Here is a 17,263-nt window from a genome sequence, read left to right as displayed (position 1 = left end):
TGGGCGGACAGCACAGCCGCTCGCTGCGCCCTGAGGGCGTGCGTGCCGGCGGTCCCGTGCGGCGGTTCTGCGCGATTCGAGGCCCGCTGGAGCCGGGCGATAGGATCCGGGCCATGCGCTCCGGTCCGAATCCCCTGCTCCCCCTCCGCGCTGCGGCTCTGACGGCCGCCGGCCTGGTCCTGCTCACGGGCTGCGGCTCGAGCACCGCGCAGGTCGAGGCTGCCGAGGACGCCGCGAATCCGGAGTGCGCGCCCGCCATGCTCGCCATGCCGGAGCAGATCAGCGGGCAGGACCAGCGCCAGACCTCGAGCCAGGGCACCACGGCCTACGGGGATCCCTCGGCGGCCGTCGTGCGCTGCGGGGTGACTCCCCCGGAGCCCACGACCGATCTGTGCACGCGCGTGAACGGTGTGGACTGGCTGATCCGCGATCTCGAGTCCGACAACCAGTGGCAGGCCACGACCTACGGGCGCGATCCCGCCTTCGAGATCACCTTCGACACCACGGTCGTGCCGTCCTCGACCGCTCTGGTCGATCTGGGCAGCGCGGTCTCGACCGTGCCGCAGGACTCCGAGTGCCTCTCCGTGGACGAGGTCCCGCAGACCTGAGCCGGGCTCAGCGCAGCCCGACTGGCCGCTCGAGGGCCAGGCGCAGCAGCTCGTCGAGCAGGGCGTCGTAGGGCAGGCCGGAGGCCTCCCACAGCCGCGGGTACATGGAGATCGAGGTGAATCCCGGCATGGTGTTGACCTCGTTGATGAGGGCGCGGCCGTCGTCGGCCAGGAAGAAGTCGGCGCGCGAGAGCCCCTCGCCGTCGACGGCCTCGAAGGCCCGGGCGGCGTCCGCGCGGATGCGCTCGGCGGTCGCCTCCGGGACCTCGGCCGGGCAGCTGAGCTGCGCGGAGTCCTGCGCGACGTACTTGGCCTCGAAGTCGTAGAACGAATGCTCGTCCACCACGACGATCTCCCCGAGCAGCGAGACGCGCGGAGCGTCCTGCCCGTGGCCCTGCAGCACGGCGCACTCGATCTCGCGCCCGGAGATCCCGGCCTCCACGACCACCTTGCGGTCGAAGGACCGGGCCTCCTCCACCGCGGCGGTGACAGCCGAACGATCGCTCGGGTCATCCACCCGGGTGATGCCGAACGACGATCCGGCTCGGGCGGGCTTCACGAAGACGGGCGCCGCCAGCTGAGCGATCTCGTCCAGGACCGCCTCCGGCTCGCTGCGCCAGCGCCGGTCCTTGGCCACGATGTACGGCCCGACCTCCAGCCCGGCCGACTCGAAGGCGACCTTCATGAAGTGCTTGTCCATGCCCACGGCCGAGGACGTCACCCCGCAGCCCACGTAGCGCATGTCGGCGAGCTCGAGCATCCCCTGAAGGGTGCCGTCCTCGCCGTAGGGGCCGTGCAGCAGCGGCAGCACGACGTCGATGTGCTCGCGGCGCTCCTGGGCCGGGCCCTCGCCGGAGATGTCGCGGATCAGCAGCTCGGTGTCGCCGGAGCCCATGGGCAGCGAGACCATCTGCTCGCCGACCGGCAGCTCGGTGATGGGGTTCTCGTCGAGCAGCGCCTCGAGCTCGTCCTGCGAGAAGAGGAACCACTCGCCCGTGCGCGCGATCCCCACGGTCACCACGTCCCAGTGCTCGCGGTCGATCGCCCCGAGCACGCCCCGGGCGGTGACCAGCGAGATGCTGTGCTCGGAGGAGCGCCCGCCGAACAGGATCGCCACACGGGGGCGGGACGACGGGGCTGCGGTCTGCGGTTCAGCGGCTGCGGGATCGATGGTGCTCATGCGGTGGTTGCCTCCGCTTTCAGTTCGCGGCCCAGCAGCAGCGGGGCGAGGTGTTCGACGGTGATGCGACCGTCCAGGATAGCCACGACGGCCTCGGTGATCGGCATGTCGACCCCGTGCGCCCGCGCGAGCTGCAGCACAGCAGGCGCGGACTTCAGGCCCTCGGCGGTCTGCGTCATCTCGCGGTCGATCTGCTCGAGCGTGCGGCCCTGTCCCAGCAGGCGCCCGGCCGTCCGGTTGCGCGACAGCGGCGATGAGCAGGTGGCCACCAGATCGCCGATCCCGGCCAGCCCAGCCATGGTCTCGCTGCGAGCCCCGAGCGCCAGGGCCAGCCGGGTGGACTCCGCCAGCCCGCGGGTGATCACGGAGGCCTTGGAGTTGTCGCCGTAGTGGCGGCCGTCGCAGATGCCCACGGACAAGGCGATCACGTTCTTGGTCAGTCCGGCGATCTCCGTGCCCACGGCATCGGTGTTCGTGTACGGGCGGAAGTAGGGCGCGGCCACGGCGCGGGCCACATCGGCGGCCAGCTGCGGATCGGCTGCCGCCACCACCGAGGCGGTGGGCTGCTCGTCGGCGATCTCCATGGCCAGATTCGGGCCCGAGACGATGCACAGCCGCCGGCTCCAGCCCTCGCGCTCGCGCCCGCCCAGCGGGTGGCCCTCCGGGCGCTGCTCGGCCAGGACCTCGGCCGCGACCTCGCTCATGCGCAGCCCCGTGCCCCGCTCGAGGCCCTTGGCCAGCGAGACCAGCACGGCCTCGTGCTCGAGGTGCTGCGCCACGGCAGCCATCTGCGCGCGCAGGGCCTGAGCGGGAACAGCCAGCACGACCAGGTCCGCCCCCTCCAGGGCCTGGGCCAGGTCCGCGGTGACCTGCAGCGGATCGGGCAGGTGCGTGCCGGGGACGTAGCGCTCGTTGACCCGAGTGCGGGCGATGCGGGACATCGCCTCTGCGTCCCGGCCCCACAGCACGACCTCGGGGGCCGGGCCCTCGCCGCTGAGCCCGGCGTCGGTGAGGATCTTGGCGAAGGTCGTTCCCCAGGATCCGGCGCCCAGCACGGCGGCCCGGCGCGGGCTCCACCTCGGCTCGGGAGCGCCCAGATCCTGCGCGGCGTCGCCGTCGCGGGTCAGCTGCTCGGAATGCTGCGTCATCGTCGTCCCCTGAGGCGTCGGTCCCATCGGGTGGGCGGAACGGGTTCGTCGCGCAGGACGGACAGCTCAGCGGCGATCGCGTCCAGGATGGCATCGGTGGCCTCAGCGGCCGCGGCGCGCGGCACGGCCGCGACCCTCTCGGCATCCGTGCGCCCAGTCTGCCCGGGCGCACGCGTGCTGCGGAAGCGGCTCAGGTCCACGGGCTCGCCCACGCGCACCCGCACCGGCCGCCGGGGACGGAGGCTCACGTGCACCCGCCACCGGCTGTCGCGGCCCAGGATCTGCTGGTCTCCCCAGTGGGCGATCGGGATCACGGGGACGTCGAGGCCCAGAGCCAGCCGCGCCGCACCGGGGTAGGCGTGCATGGGCCAGCGCAGCGGATCCCGGGTCAGCGTGCCCTCCGGATAGATCACGACGACCCCGCCGCGAGCCAGGTGGTCCTGGGCGTCGCTGAGGGCCTGGGCGGTGTCGCGAGTGCCCCGGTGCACGGGCACCTGCCCGATCCGATGCAGCAGGAACCCGAGTACGGGGATGCGGAACAGCGACTCCTTGGCCAGGAACCGGGGCGTGCGCCCGGCATCGACGACGCTGAGCCCCACCGTGATCGGGTCGATCTCGGTGACGTGGTTGGCCACGATCAGGCACGGGCCGTCGGACGGGATCCGCTCCAGATGCTCGACGCGGCGGCGGGCCAGCAGCCCGTAGGGCAGCCGCACGAGCCGCTGGAGGATCTGCAGCTCGAGATTGAGCTCGCTGCGTCGACCGGAGCGGCGGGTGCGGGCCATGTGCAGCTCCCTGCGGTTCGAGCGGATCAGCTGTTCGCGACGTCGAACGTGGCGCCCAGGGCCTCGAGCTTCGTGGTGAAGTGCTCGTAGCCGCGCTCGATCAGCTCGACGCCGGTCACATGGGAGACGCCCTCGGCGGACAGGGCCGCGATCAGGTGCGAGAAGCCGCCGCGCAGGTCCGGGACGTGGATGTCCTGGGCCCGCAGCTCGGTGCGTCCGGAGATGATCGCGGAGTGCACGTAGTTGGACTGGCCGAAGCGGCAGGGCGTGGAGCCCAGGCAGTCGCGGTGCAGCTGGATGTTGGCTCCCATGCGCTGCAGCGCGTGGGTGAAGCCGAAGCGGTTCTCGTAGACGGTCTCGTGCACGATCGACACGCCCTCGGCCTGCGTCAGCGCCACGACGAGCGGCTGCTGCCAGTCGGTCATGAAGCCGGGGTGGACATCCGTCTCCACGACGATCGGCTTGAGCGCCGTTCCCGGATGGGAGAAGCGGATGCCGTCCTCGCGGATGTCGAGATCGCCGCCGACCTTCCGGAAGGTGTTGAGGAACGTCATCATGTCCGCCTGCGTGGCGCCCTCGACGAAGATGTCTCCGCCGGTGGCCAGTGCGGCCGAGCCCCAGGAGGCCGCCTCGATGCGATCGGACATGGCGCTGTGGTTGTAGCCGGACAGCGATTCGACGCCCTCGATGTGGATCACGCGATCGGTCTGCACCGTGATGATCGCGCCCATCTTCTGCAGGATCGCGATCAGGTCCATGATCTCGGGCTCGGTCGCGGCGCCGCGCAGCTCGGTGCGCCCGCGAGCGCGCGTGGCGAGCAGCACCTGCTCGGTGGCCCCCACCGACGGGTACGGCAGCTCGACCTTGGCGCCGTGCAGCCCGTTGGGGGCGGACATGCGGATGCCGGAGTCGAGCTTCTCGACCTTGGCGCCGAAGTGGCGCAGGACATCGAGGTGGTAGTTGATGGGGCGATCGCCGATCTTGCAGCCGCCCAGGTCGGGGATGAAGGCCTCGCCCAGGGTGTGCAGCAGCGGGCCGCACAGCAGGATCGGGATGCGGGAGTCGCCGGCGTGGGCATCGATGTCCGCGTGCTGGGCCCGGACCACGTTCGACGGGTCGAGGTGCAGCTTGCCCTGGCCGTCGTTGTCGACCGCCACTCCGTGCAGGGACAGCAGATCGGTGACGACCTGGACGTCCTTGATGTGCGGGACGTTGCGCAGCGTCGAGGGGGTGGCGCCCAGCAGCGCGGCCACCATGGCTTTGGGTACGAGGTTCTTGGCTCCCCGGACCTTGATCGTGCCCTGGAGCGGAACCCCGCCCGTGATGGTCAGTGCGCTGGACATGGTCTCCCGATCTGCCGTGAGCCCACGGCAATTGCTCGATGCGCGCAGCGATCGCGCTGCTTCGAGGGACCATCCTACGAGAGGACGGCCCCGCGTGTTCGCACTGCCCTCATGGGCGGTTCATCCGCCCAGGTCACGATCCGCCTCCTCGAGGGCCTCAGGTCCGAGCGGGGAGGGTCGTGGGCAGCCAGGCCGGGCGCTGGGCCTCGAACTCGCGGATCCGATCCTCGTGCTGCAGGGTCAGGCCGATGTCGTCGAGCCCCTCGGACAGCCGCCACGCGGTGTAGTCGTCGATCTGGAACGGCACGGTGACGCTGCCCACCGAGACGGTGCGCGCGGTGAGATCCACCGTGGTGGGGACCTCCGGCTCGGCCTCGATCTGCTTCCACAGCAGCTCCACGTCCGACTGCTCGACCTGGGCCGCCAGCAGCCCCTGCTTTCCCGAGTTGCCGCGGAAGATATCGGCGAAGCGCGGCGAGATCACGACCTTGAAGCCGTAGTCGCGCAGCGCCCACACGGCGTGCTCGCGCGAGGAGCCGGTGCCGAAGTCCGGACCGGCCACCAGGATGCTCGCGTCGCGGTAGGCGTCCTGGTTGAGCACGAAGTCGTCCTGGGTGCGCCATTGGGCGAACAGGGCGTCCTCGAAGCCCGTCTTGGTGATCCGCTTGAGGTAGACGGCGGGGATGATCTGGTCGGTGTCGACATTCGACTGGCGCAGCGGCGCTGCGATGCCGGTGTGGGTGCTGAACTTCTCCACGGGGTCCTCCTGGAGTGCTGCCGGGCTCGGCCCGGGCGGGTGCTGGACGTGTGCGAGGCGGGCGCTGGGCCCGATCAGACCGAGACGGGCTCGAGGTCGGACGGGGCCGAGAGCGTGCCGCGCACGGCCGTGGCGGCGGCGACGACGGGCGAGACCAGATGCGTGCGACCGCCCTTGCCCTGTCGACCCTCGAAGTTGCGGTTCGAGGTGGAGGCGCAGCGCTGCCCCGGGGCCAGCTGGTCCGGGTTCATTCCCAGGCACATGGAGCAGCCGGCGAAGCGCCAGTCCGCGCCGAAGTCCTTGAAGATCTGATCGAGGCCCTCCTCCTGGGCCTGCAGCCGGACCTTCTGGGAGCCGGGGACGACCATCATCTCGACGTTCGGGGCCTTGGTGCGGCCCCTGACGACCTCGGCCGCCAGGCGCAGGTCCTCGATGCGCGAGTTCGTGCACGAGCCCAGGAAGACCACATCCACGGGAACCTCCTTGAGCGGGGTGCCGGGAGTGAGGCCCATGTAGGTCAGGGCGCGCTGCGCCGCGGTCTTGGCGCTGTCGTCGGTGAAGTCCTCGGGATCCGGGACCTCCCCCGACAGCGAGACGCCCTGGCCCGGGTTGGTCCCCCAGGTCACGAACGGCTCGAGGGTGTCGGCATCGATCACGACCTCGGCGCCGAAGACGGCGTCGTCATCCGTGCGCAGGCTGCGCCAGTGCTCGACCGCCTGGTCCCACAGCTCGCCCTCGGGGGCGTGCGGGCGGCCCTTGACGTAGTCGAACGTGGTCTCGTCCGGGGCGATCATCCCGGCGCGCGCGCCCGCCTCGATCGACATGTTGCAGATCGTCATGCGGGCCTCCATCGACAGCTCCTCGATGGCGGTGCCGCGGTACTCCAGGACATAGCCCTGGCCGCCGCCGGTGCCGATCTCGGCGATGACCGCCAGAATGATGTCCTTGGAGGAGACCCCCGGGCGCAGGTGGCCGTCGATCCGGATGGACATCGTCTTGAACGGTGCCAGCGGCAGGGTCTGCGTGGCCATGACGTGCTCGACCTCGGAGGTGCCGATGCCCATGGCCAGCGAGCCGAAGGCCCCGTGGGTGGAGGTATGGGAGTCGCCGCACACGACGGTCATGCCCGGCATGGTCAGCCCCAGCTGGGGGCCCACCACATGGACGATGCCCTGCTCGTCATCGCCCAGAGGGTGCAGCCGGACGCCGAACTCCTCGGTGTTCGAGCGCAGGGCCTCGATCTGCTTGCGTGAGGTCTGATCGGCGATCGTCGAGAAGATGTCCTCGGTGGGCGTGTTGTGGTCCTCGGTGCCGATAGTGAGGTCCACGCGCCGCAGCGGCCGATCCGCCAGGCGCAGGCCCTCGAAGGCCTGCGGCGAGGTGACCTCGTGGATCAGGTGGAGGTCGATGTAGAGCAGGTCCGGCTGCCCGTCCTCGCCGCGGCGCACGAGGTGCTGCTGCCAGACCTTCTCGGCCAGGGTGAGAGGCGCTGACTGGGTCTCAGTCGACATGGTGGTCCTTCCGCTGAAGAGCTCCGCGCCCGCCCGATCGGGGCGAGGCGGAAGAGGGCGGCCATGCGGCCGCCGGAGTCATGCACACAGGATCGGCCCGCCGCGCGGATTCCGCCACATGATGGGAAGACATCTCGCATCCTGAGACGTAGTATCGCAACATGGACACTCCGCGGGCCTCCGACCCCCTCCGCAGCACCTCCGCCGAGGCGGAGACCTCCTTCTCCCCCAGCGGAGTCGGGGTGATCGACAAGGCCTCCGGGATCCTCGATGCCCTCGAGGCCGGCCCCGCCTCACTGGCCCAGCTGGTCTCGGCCACCGGCTACTCGCGGCCCACCGTCCACCGGCTGGCCTCCGCCCTGGCGCATCACCGGCTGCTCGGCAAGGACATCCAGGGGAGGTTCGTGCTGGGCCCGCGCCTGGTCGAGCTCTCCTCGGCCGCCGGCGAGGACCGCCTGATCGCCGCGGCAGGCCCCACGCTCGTGCAGCTGCGCGATGCCACCGGCGAGTCCGCGCAGATCTTCAGGCGCCAGGGAGAATGGCGCGTCTGCGTGGCCTCCTCGGAGCGCCCGATCGGCCTGCGCGACACCATCCCGGTCGGCACCCAGCTGTCCATGAAGGCGGGCTCGGCGGCCCAGGTGCTCACCGCCTGGGAGGATCACAGCCGCCTGCTTGAGGGCCTGCAGGGCGCCCGCTTCACGGCCACCATGCTCTCCGGAGTCCGACGCCGCGGCTGGTCCCAGTCCATCGGCGAGCGCGAGGCGGGCATCGCCTCGGTCTCCGCTCCGGTGCGGGGACCGTCCGGGCGCGTCATCGCCGCCGCGTCGATCTCGGGACCGATCGAGCGCCTGACCCGCCAGCCCGGACGGCTGCACGCCGAGACGGTCGTGGCGGCGGCGCGTCAGCTCACCCAGGCTATCCGCCCGGGACTCTGAGCCGACGGTCCGCGGGCTGCCGGCGCTGGGCCCTCAGCCCCTGGTGCGCACCAGGGCCTCGGTGAGGCGCTCCTGCCGGGACAGCTCCGCCTCGACCGGATCGATCACATGGGTCTGGGCCGCGTCGGCGATCTGCTCGCGCAGCCTGCGCCGTACGCGCCCCGTCGTCGGGAGGCCGACAGCCGCGCCAGGGCGGCCGAGAGCATCCCGAAGACCAGCCCGGCCACCAGGCCGGTGACCACCAGCAGCGTGGGCACCGGGATGCCGGTGTCCCGGACCTCGGGTGCGCTCGGCACCGGGATCTGCAGGTAGTCCAGGGCGAACAGCCCGGTGAGCCAGAGCAGACCCGCCACGGCCATGAGCAGCAGCAGCCACTGCACGATGCCCATGGGAACCCACCACCAGGACCGCGCGCCGCGGCGCAGGTCCGTGCGGGCGAGAGCCTGGTCCAGGGCGTCGGGCAGCTGCTCGTCGTGCGATCGGGCCGCCTCGCGGATCGAGCGCTCCCAGGCAGGTGACGCGCCATGGGCGGCCTCCTGCGCGAAGCGGCGCACCGCGGTGTCTCCTGCGGCGCGCTGGGCGGCGCCCATGGGAGGCAGCGAGCTGCGGTGCAGCGACGGTTCGGTCCCCTCTGCGGAACCCTGCTCAGCCCCCTGCAGGTGCAGGCGCTTGAGCGGATCCTTGCGGAAGGCTCCGAGCCACCGCACCGGCATCCATCCGGTGTGCCGTGAGGCGTGCAGGACATAGCTGCGGGAGGCCGCAGCGGCGATCCCGTCGGCCTGCGCCGCGGTCGCCAGGCCGTCCACGAGGGACTCGCGGGCGAACGGAGTGACGCCGTCGGGCCGTCCCGCGCCGTGGGAGGCCTCGAGCGCCTCGGCGGCGGAGTCGACATCCCCGGACAGGCGCTCCGAGGCGGCGGCCTTGGCCTCGACGACCTCGGCGATCGCCTCCCGCAGCTGCCCGATGCCCGTGCCCCGGGCCGCCGAGGCTGCGATCGGCGCGGCGCGGCCGTCCGTGCGCAGCCCGTCCTGGGCCAGGACCTCGCGCAGCGACTCCAGCACGCGCGGCACCTCTCCGGCCGGGAGGCGGTCGGCCTGGTTGAGCACCACCAGGGTGGACGAGGCGTGGCGCGACAGCGGAGCGATGAAGTGGTCGTGCAGCACCGCATCCGCGTACTTCTGGGGGTCAACGACCCACACGACGACGTCGACCATTCCCGCAAGACGCGAGGCGATCTGCCGGTGCTCGCGGGCCACGGAGTCCACGTCCGGCAGATCGAGCAGGATCAGCCCCTCGGGCACGGGCGTCCACAGCCCCGCCGGTCCCTGGGACCACGGCTCGGCCGCCAGCTCCTCGAGGACGCGCCGGTCGCGGACCTCCAGCCAGTCCAGCAGCGGATCGGCTCCCGGCAGCCCGCCAAGCACGGCCATCGGCTCGGAGGTCGTGGGCCGCTGGACCGCGGCTCGAGCCACCTGGCGGCCCAGCAGGGTGTTCAGCAGCGACGACTTCCCCGAGCCCGTGGCTCCGAAGAAGCCCACCACGGTGTGCTCGGCAGACAGAGCGCGCCGTCCTGCCGCCCGAGCCAGGGCGTCCTCGCCGAGCTGCAGGGCCTCCTCGTCCAGGCGCCCGCGGCCAGGTCGACGGCCTCGCGCAGGGCGCTCAGGCGCTGATCCAGATCGGCGTGCGGATCGCGGCGGGTGCGCCGCCCCGGGAGCCTCACAGCGCCTCCCCCGCCGCGCGGACGGCAGCAGCCGCCTCCTTCAGCCGCGCGGGTTCCGGATCGGCGACCGCCTCCAGGCGCTGCCTCCACGGCTGCTCGAGCTGCTCCACGAACTCCTCCATCCTGCGCTCCAGGTCCTCACGTGCCTGCTGGGCCATCCGGCGCACGGCGTCCTCGCCGAACACCGCCTCCAGCAGCTTGGTGCCCACCACTCCGGAGGCTCCGGCGATCCCGACCTCCGCTCCCGTCAGCCCCGCCGACATGGAGAACACGACCACCATCAGCCCGACCGTGACGATGTTCAGCCCGATCGACATCAGCCGAGCCTGTGTGCGCTTGCCCGCGCCCTCGCTCCGGATCATCGTCATGATCTCGCCCTGCCAGGCCCGGATCACCTCGGCGGAGCGCTCGGGGACGTCGTCGGGCAGTCGCCCCAGGTCATCTCCGCCGAGCAGCCCGCGCCCGGCGGCGTCCGCGCGCCACCGGCGCTGGGACTGCTCGCCGGCCTTGGCCAGCTCCTCGATGATCACGGCCTGCAGCCCGGTCTCCAGGGCCTGCTCGACCTGGACCTCCGGCGCAGGCCTGCCGCGCAGTGCCGCTCCGGCTCGATCGCGCCAGCGCCCGATTTTGGCCTCCAGCGAGCGGAAGAACTCGCCGGTGCCCACGTAGTCCTGCCAGCGCGAGAGCACCTCATCGCGCAGCAGGGAGCCGTCGCGCGTGGCGTCGTCGATCGCCTCCAGGGCCCGGCGGTAGGCCTCCTCGACGTCCGAGCGAAGCTGGTCGGCGACCTCCTTCTGCGCGGCCACCGCGTCGGCGACGTCGTCGGTGCGCTCAGCCAGCTGCTCGAGCGCACCTCCGAGCGTCCGACGGGCGACCTCGGAGCGGGCCTGGGCGTCGGCGGCCAGGTCGCTGAGCCACATGCGCAGCGGATCCACGGCCGCGACCGGCAGCATCTGGGCGGCGTTGAGCGGGGACTCGGGGATCACGAAGATCGGCGCCTCCCCCAGGCCCTTCTCCGTGAGCATGCGCCGCAGGTCCGGCTCGATCTCCTCGGCCGCCCCTGCCGGTACGCGGTCCAGGATCACGGCGACGGTGATCTGGCGGCGGCCGGCCTCGATGAGCAGGTCCCAGGCGGCTGCGTCGGCGTAGCGGTTGGCGGTCGTGGTGAACAGCCAGAGGTCGGCGGCTGCCAGCAGCTGCCCGGCCAGCTTCCGGTTCGCGTCAGAGACCGAGTCGATGTCCGGGGCGTCCAGCAGGGCGATGCCGCGATCCGCGCCCTCGTCGGCGAGCAGCACGAGACTCGTCCCCGCTGCTGCGGTCTCGGGCGCACCGAGCTCCCCGCCGGAGTCCTCCGTGCGCGCCAGCCTGCCTCGCACGCGAGCCAGGTGCGGCAGCACACGGGTGCCCTCGAAGGCCGCGGCGTCGTCGGGGTGGTGGATCAGCATGGGCTGGCGGGTCGTCGGGCGCACCACGCCCGCCCGGGTGACGGGGCGGCCGATCAGGGCATTGACCACGGTCGACTTCCCTGCCCCGGTCGAGCCGCCCACGACCGCCAGCAGCGGGGCGTCGAGGTGGCGCACGCGGGGCAGGACGTAGTCGTCGATCTGGTCGAGGCTGCGTCGGGCGGAGTCGCGTCCGGGCCGCGCGTCCGGAGTGTCCAAGGGCAGGCTGACCTGGGACAGGACCGTGCGCAGCTCGTCGACGGCCTCGGCGGGGGTGCGGCCGTTCGCGGAAGGATCTGGGGCGGTGCTCACGGTGGACCATCATGCCGCACCCTCCCCCGGCAGCGCTTCAGCCCCGCGCCGAAGCCGCCCGGCGCAGGCCGGCAGCCGATTGGTGACACATGCGCACCCCATCAGGGCTGATCGGATGCGCATCTGCCACGAACCCGCAGTGCACGGGTTCAGGAGCCCGCAGCGGCGTCAGCGGTCCATGGACAGGAAGGCGCGTGCAGGATCGACCCGGAGTCCCGGCGCGCGAGAGCGCGACGCAGAGATGGAAGAAGCCCCGGACCAGGTGGTCCGGGGCTTCGCCTCGGTGTGACCCCAACCGGATTCGAACCGGTGTTGCCGCCGTGAGAGGGCGGAGTACTAGGCCGCTATACGATGGGGCCGAGGTGCTCGCAGTGCGAGCGGGTTCCCGATCCGAGGACCGGGTCATGCATCCGACGAGGTGCGCCGGTGGTCTCGTGAACAACTGCGCCGCACCCTCAGGTGCGACGCAGCTGTCAGCGGAAGTGACCCCAACCGGATTCGAACCGGTGTTGCCGCCGTGAGAGGGCGGAGTACTAGGCCGCTATACGATGGGGCCGCTGGGGTACCAGGACTCGAACCTAGAATGACGGTACCAGAAACCGTAGTGTTGCCGATTACACCATACCCCACTGTCAGCGCAAGTCCTCGACGTGAACCTCTCGGTCCGCCTCGCATTCCTGCGCGCAACAGGCTGAAACTATACCCAAGGCCGACCGCCTCAGCAAATCCATCCGACGGCCGGGCCTCGGGCGATCTCAGCCCAGTCGAGCGGCCAGTGCGTCGATGCGTGCCAGCGCCGCGTCCTTCCCCAGGATCTCCAGCGACTCGAACAGCGGCGGCGAGACCTGGCGCCCGGAGACGGCCACGCGCACCGGGCCGAAGGCCAGCCGCGGCTTGATCTCCAGCCCGTCCACGATCGCCTCGCGCAGGGCGGTCTCGATCGGCTCGGCCGTGAAGTCGTCCAGATCGGCCAGCGCCGTGCGGGCCGCGGCCAGCACCTGCGGCGCCGACTCCTTGAGCTTGGACACGGCGGTCTCGTCATGGACGAGCTCGACGTCGTCGACGAACAGGAAGCCCAGCAGGGCGACCGACTCGCCCAGCAGGTCCATGCGGGTCTGCACGAGCGGAGCGGCCGCGTCCAGGATCTGCTCCTGGCGCTGCGTCAGGGTCTCGCCGAGCACTCCCCCGGCCTGCAGGTACGGCACCAGGCGGTCGCGGAAGTCCTGCGGCTCCAGCATGCGGATGTGATCCGCATTGATCGCCGTGGCCTTCTTGACGTCGAAGCGCGCGGGATTGGCCAGGACGTCGTGGATGTCGAAGGCCTCGATGAACTGCTGCGTGGTGAACACGTCCTCATCGGCGGACAGCGACCAGCCCAGCAGCCCCAGGTAGTTCAGCAGGCCCTCCGGGATGAAGCCTGCGTCGCGGTGATGGAAGAGGTTGGACTCCGGATCGCGCTTGGACAGCTTCTTGTTGCCCTCCCCCATCACGTAGGGAAGGTGGCCGAACTCGGGGATCCGCTCGGCGACGCCCACGCGCACCAGGGCGTCGTACAGCGCGATCTGCCGCGGGGTCGACGAGAGCAGATCCTCTCCGCGCAGCACGTGGGTGATGCCCATGAGGGCGTCGTCGACCGGGTTGACCAGGGTGTACAGCGGCTGGCCGTTGGCGCGCACCACCACGAAGTCCGGCACGGAGCCGGCGCCGAAGGTGATCTCGCCGCGGACCAGGTCGGTGAAGGTGATGTCCTCGTCCGGCATGCGCAGGCGCAGCACGGGCTCGCGACCCTCGGCGCGGAAGGCTGCGATCTGCTCATCAGTGAGATCGCGGTCGAAGCCGTCATAGCCGAGCTTGGGATCGCGCCCGGCCTCCCGGTGGCGGGCCTCGACCTCCTCCGGAGTGGAGAAGGACTCGTAGATCGCCCCGGCGTCCTTCAGCTTGGCGATCACGTCCTGGTACAGCTCGCCGCGCTGGGACTGGCGGTACGGCTCGTGGGGCCCGCCCACGCCGTAGCCCTCGTCCCAGTCGATGCCCAGCCACTGCAGGGCCTCGACGAGCTGGTCCAGGGACTCCTGCGAGTCGCGGCTGGCGTCGGTGTCCTCGATGCGGAAGATCAGCTTGCCGCCGGTGTGCCGGGCCCACGCCCAGTTGAACAGGGCGGTGCGCACCAGGCCCACGTGCGGGGTTCCTGTGGGTGACGGGCAGAACCGGACGCGGATGTCCGAGCCGGTCGCGGCTGCGCTGGGGGTGATCTGTGCTTCGCCCTGGGGGGCGTCCGTGGATACGTCAGTCATGATGACGCCAGTCTAGGCGCCGACGCCGCCTGGCTGAGCCCCGGCTCAGCGTCGCAGCACGGTGGCCAGGGTGCCGATGCCCTCGACCTCGACCTCGATCCGATCCCCCTCATCCACCTGGCCCACTCCCGCCGGGGTTCCGGTGAGGATGACGTCGCCGGGCAGCAGTGTGAACGCCGCTGAGGCGTAGGCGATGATCTCGGCGACCGAGAAGACCATCTGGGCGGTCGAGGAGTCCTGCTTGGTCTGCCCGTCCACGCGCGAGGCGATGCGCAGGTCGGAGGGGTCCAGCTCGGTCTCGATCCACGGGCCCAGCGGGCACGAGCCGTCGAAGCCCTTGGCGCGGGCCCACTGGCCGTCGGTCTCCTGGGCGTCGCGGGCGGTGAGGTCGTTGGCGGCGGTGTAGCCGAAGACGACCTCATCGGCCTTCTCCGCCGGGACGTCCTTGCAGATCCGGCCGATGACCACGGCCAGCTCGGCCTCGTAGGACACGCGCTCGGTCCACGACGGCAGCGTGACGGGGTCGCCGGGGCCCACCACGGAGGTGTTCGGCTTGAAGAACAGCATGGGGCTGGTGGGCAGCTCGTTGCCCATCTCCGCGGCGTGGTCGGCGTAGTTGCGCCCCACGCACACGATCTTGGAGCGCGGGATCACGGGAGCCAGCAGGCGGACGTCCTGCGCCTTCCACGACGCTCCCTCGATCGGCTGGATGCCGTTGTAGAAGGGGTCGCCGGCGATGGGGACCACGACCTGGTCCTCCCCCTCGCCCTGGACGACGCCGTAGTGGATCTCGTTCTCGACGGTGAATCGGCTGATGCGCATGCTCTCAGCCTAAGCCCCGCCCCCGACGCGGCAGCGCCCCGGGACCGCCCGCTCGCGCGGGGGCTTCCGGGGCGCTGCGGCCGGCGTCGGCTCAGGCCAGCCGGGACGTCCAGCCGCGGGTGTCCTCCACGGCGCCGGTCTGGATGCCGAGCAGCTGCTCGCGCAGGGCCATGGTGACCTCTCCGGGCCGGGCGTCGTCCGGGCCGATGGCCTCCTGGGACGAGATCAGCCGACCGACCGGGGAGATGACCGCGGCGGTGCCGCAGGCGAAGACCTCCGTGAGGTGCCCGCTGCGCACGCCCTCGCGCCACTCGTCGAGCGTGAATCGTCGCTGCTCGACCGTCATCCCGCGGGCCTCGGCCAGCTCGATGATCGACGAGCGGGTCACGCCTTCCAGGATGGTCCCGGTCAGCTCGGGGGTCACCAGGCGGTCGTCGTCGAAGACGAAGAACACGTTCATGCCGCCGAGCTCCTCGACCGCGTGGTCGCGGTTCGGATCGGTGAACAGCACCTGGGCGCAGCCGTGGGCCTCGCCCTCCATCTGGGCGATCAGCGAGGCCGCGTAGTTGCCGCCGCACTTGGCCGAGCCGGTCCCGCCCACGCCGGCGCGGGCGTAGTCCTGGGACAGCCAGATGTCGACGGTGTCGACCGTGCCGAAGTAGGAGCCCGCCGGAGAGGCGATCACGCAGAAGAGGTAGCGGCGCGCGGGCCGGACCCCCAGGTAGGACTCCGTGGCGATCATGAACGGGCGCAGGTACAGCGACTGCCCGTCCCCTGAGGGCACCCAGTCCTGATCGGCGCTCACGAGCTCGCGCAGGGAGGCCAGGAAGAGCTCCTCCGGCAGCTCGGGCATGACCAGCCGCTGGGCGGAGCGGCGCAGCCGGCTCGCGTTGGACTCGGGGCGGAAGGTCCATACGGAGCCGTCGTCGTGCCGGTAGGCCTTCAGCCCCTCGAAGATCTCCTGCCCGTAGTGCAGCACGGCGGCCGCCGGGTCGAGCTGGAGCGGCCCGTAGGGCTGCAGGTGCGGGGTGCCCCACGAGCCCTCGCCCGACTCGACGTCGCCGGTCCACTCGATCGTGACCATGTGATCGGTGAAGTGCTGCCCGAAGCCGGGCGCGGCCAGGATCTCCTCGCGCTGCTGGGCGGTGGCCGGATTCGGGTTCGGGGTGCGCTGGAAGTCGATGCTCATGTCGGTTCCGTCGATTCTGCCGCGGCTGCGCGCGCGGCCTGCGCCCGGCTCGGGAGCCGGAGAGCCTGTGTGCTGGTGGTGCGGGAGCCCTGGCCTGATCAGGCCAGGGCGGCGACGACCGCGTCGCCGATCTGCTCGGTGCTGCGGCGCTGCGAGCCGGAGGCCTCCAGGTCGCGGCGCACGGCGTCGCGGACCTGCTGGGCCTGCTGGGGGTGTCCCAGATGATCCAGCATCATGGCCCCCGCCAGGATCGAGGCGGTGGGGTCGGCGATGCCCTGTCCGGCGATATCCGGGGCCGAGCCGTGGACGGGCTCGAACATGGACGGCGCGGTGCGAGCGGCATTGATGTTGCCGCAGGGAGCCAGGCCGATGCCGCCGGAGACGGCGCCGGCGAGGTCGGTGATGATGTCGCCGAAGAGGTTGTCCGTGACGATGACGTCGAATCGAGCCGGATCCACGGTCATGTGGATGGTCGCGGCGTCGATGTGCATGTAGTCGACCTCGACCGTCGGGAACTCCTGGGCGATCGCATCCACCGTGCGCTGGTAGAGGCGCCCGGAGTGGACCAGGACGTTGTGCTTGTGCACGAGCGTCAGCTTGTGCCGGGGCCGCTCGGCCGCCAGCTCGAAGGCGTAGCGCACCAGGCGCTGCACGCCGTGGGCGGTGTTGATCGAGACCTCCGTGGCGATCTCCTGATCGGTGCCCTCGCGCAGCGCACCGCCGTTGCCGGTGTACGGGCCCTCGGTGCCCTCCCGGACCACGACGAAGTCGATGTTCCCGGGGTCGCTCAGCGGAGAGACCGCGCCGGGGAACAGCTCCGACGGGCGCAGGTTGATGTAGTGGTCCAGGCTGAAGCGCATCTTCAGCAGCATCTCGCGCTCGATGATCCCCGACGGGATCCGCTTGTCGCCAGGAGCCGCGCCCACAGCGCCGAAGAGGATGGCGTCATAGCCGCGCAGCTGCTCGAGCGTCTCATCCGGCAGGGTCTCCCCCGTGGCCAGCCAGTGCTCGGCGCCCAGCGGGAAGCTGGTCTCCTGCAGCTCGATCCCTGCCGGGGCGCACACCGCCGCCAGCACCTTCTGCGACTGGGCGACGACCTCCGGGCCGATCCCGTCCCCGGGGATCACGGCGATGCGGTGGGAGGCGGATGAGGCGGTGGCGGTGTTCTGCGCGGTCATGCCCCTCACGATACGACGGCGCGGGCCCGCCGTCCCCGG

Annotated in this window: 14 protein-coding genes and 3 tRNA genes; 2 read left to right on the top strand and 15 right to left on the bottom strand. The window is 71.4% G+C overall.

The features are described 5' to 3' along the window. The first annotated feature begins 113 nt into the window (after positions 1-113). Complete coding sequence (locus tag OVA15_RS02455; protein WP_006215053.1) at positions 114-608, top strand: DUF3515 family protein; 495 nt, start codon at positions 114-116, stop codon at positions 606-608. A 7-nt stretch (positions 609-615) separates the two neighbouring features. Here OVA15_RS02455 and OVA15_RS02450 read toward each other — a convergent pair whose 3' ends face one another. From OVA15_RS02450 to leuC, 6 genes are all read right to left on the bottom strand, one after another. Further along, the gene (locus tag OVA15_RS02450; protein WP_204783022.1) at positions 616-1,788 is read right to left on the bottom strand and encodes a D-alanine--D-alanine ligase family protein; all 1,173 of its coding nucleotides are present in this window, start codon (positions 1,786-1,788) and stop codon (positions 616-618) included. Continuing rightward, complete coding sequence (locus OVA15_RS02445) at positions 1,785-2,936, bottom strand: NAD(P)H-dependent glycerol-3-phosphate dehydrogenase (protein WP_241180058.1); 1,152 nt, start codon at positions 2,934-2,936, stop codon at positions 1,785-1,787. The genes OVA15_RS02450 and OVA15_RS02445 overlap by 4 nt, the downstream gene beginning before the upstream one ends. Further along, the gene (locus OVA15_RS02440) at positions 2,933-3,721 is read right to left on the bottom strand and encodes a lysophospholipid acyltransferase family protein (protein ID WP_024290742.1); all 789 of its coding nucleotides are present in this window, start codon (positions 3,719-3,721) and stop codon (positions 2,933-2,935) included. The genes OVA15_RS02445 and OVA15_RS02440 overlap by 4 nt, the downstream gene beginning before the upstream one ends. Before the next feature lie 26 nt (positions 3,722-3,747). After that, the gene (gene murA / locus OVA15_RS02435; RefSeq protein ID WP_268142851.1) at positions 3,748-5,064 is read right to left on the bottom strand and encodes a UDP-N-acetylglucosamine 1-carboxyvinyltransferase; all 1,317 of its coding nucleotides are present in this window, start codon (positions 5,062-5,064) and stop codon (positions 3,748-3,750) included. A gap of 157 nt (positions 5,065-5,221) precedes the next feature. Further along, the gene (gene leuD / locus OVA15_RS02430; RefSeq protein WP_006215048.1) at positions 5,222-5,821 is read right to left on the bottom strand and encodes a 3-isopropylmalate dehydratase small subunit; all 600 of its coding nucleotides are present in this window, start codon (positions 5,819-5,821) and stop codon (positions 5,222-5,224) included. A 74-nt stretch (positions 5,822-5,895) separates the two neighbouring features. After that, positions 5,896-7,332 carry a 3-isopropylmalate dehydratase large subunit gene (leuC, locus tag OVA15_RS02425; RefSeq protein ID WP_268142849.1) on the bottom strand — a complete coding sequence of 479 codons (1,437 nt, stop codon included), beginning with the start codon at positions 7,330-7,332 and terminating at the stop codon, positions 5,896-5,898. A gap of 161 nt (positions 7,333-7,493) precedes the next feature. On the opposite strand from leuC, the gene OVA15_RS02420 reads away from it, so the two are divergent. Then, entirely contained in the window at positions 7,494-8,267 is a 774-nt protein-coding gene (locus OVA15_RS02420) for an IclR family transcriptional regulator (RefSeq protein ID WP_024290745.1), read from the top strand. A 104-nt stretch (positions 8,268-8,371) separates the two neighbouring features. Here OVA15_RS02420 and OVA15_RS02415 read toward each other — a convergent pair whose 3' ends face one another. From OVA15_RS02415 to OVA15_RS02375, 9 genes are all read right to left on the bottom strand, one after another. Then, positions 8,372-9,805, bottom strand: coding sequence for a GTPase (locus OVA15_RS02415; RefSeq protein ID WP_326493254.1), 1,434 nt, complete (start codon positions 9,803-9,805; stop codon positions 8,372-8,374). Positions 9,806-9,983: 178 nt separating this feature from the next. Continuing rightward, positions 9,984-11,741, bottom strand: coding sequence for a dynamin family protein (locus tag OVA15_RS02410; RefSeq protein ID WP_268142846.1), 1,758 nt, complete (start codon positions 11,739-11,741; stop codon positions 9,984-9,986). 286 nt (positions 11,742-12,027) lie between these two features. Beyond that, a tRNA-Glu gene (locus OVA15_RS02405) sits at positions 12,028-12,100 on the bottom strand. Between the two features lie 124 nt (positions 12,101-12,224). Continuing rightward, a tRNA-Glu gene (locus OVA15_RS02400) sits at positions 12,225-12,297 on the bottom strand. Position 12,298: 1 nt separating this feature from the next. Continuing rightward, positions 12,299-12,370, bottom strand: a tRNA-Gln gene (locus OVA15_RS02395). A 126-nt stretch (positions 12,371-12,496) separates the two neighbouring features. After that, the gene (gene gltX / locus OVA15_RS02390; RefSeq protein WP_268142845.1) at positions 12,497-14,035 is read right to left on the bottom strand and encodes a glutamate--tRNA ligase; all 1,539 of its coding nucleotides are present in this window, start codon (positions 14,033-14,035) and stop codon (positions 12,497-12,499) included. A gap of 45 nt (positions 14,036-14,080) precedes the next feature. Then, positions 14,081-14,857 (bottom strand): fumarylacetoacetate hydrolase family protein, encoded by a 777-nt coding sequence (locus tag OVA15_RS02385; protein WP_268142844.1) that lies wholly within the window; start codon positions 14,855-14,857, stop codon positions 14,081-14,083. A gap of 91 nt (positions 14,858-14,948) precedes the next feature. Continuing rightward, the gene (locus OVA15_RS02380; protein ID WP_268142843.1) at positions 14,949-16,046 is read right to left on the bottom strand and encodes a branched-chain amino acid aminotransferase; all 1,098 of its coding nucleotides are present in this window, start codon (positions 16,044-16,046) and stop codon (positions 14,949-14,951) included. 98 nt (positions 16,047-16,144) lie between these two features. Continuing rightward, on the bottom strand, positions 16,145-17,224 hold the full coding sequence (locus tag OVA15_RS02375; protein WP_268142842.1) for a 3-isopropylmalate dehydrogenase: 1,080 nt from the start codon (positions 17,222-17,224) through the stop codon (positions 16,145-16,147). Between the last annotated feature and the right edge of the window lie 39 nt (positions 17,225-17,263).

The sequence above is a fragment of the Kocuria sp. SL71 genome, assembly GCF_026672465.1.
Lineage (GTDB): Bacteria > Actinomycetota > Actinomycetes > Actinomycetales > Micrococcaceae > Kocuria > Kocuria palustris.
The sequence above is the reverse complement of the archived record's forward strand: the minus strand, read 5'-3'. Positions and strand labels throughout refer to the sequence as shown.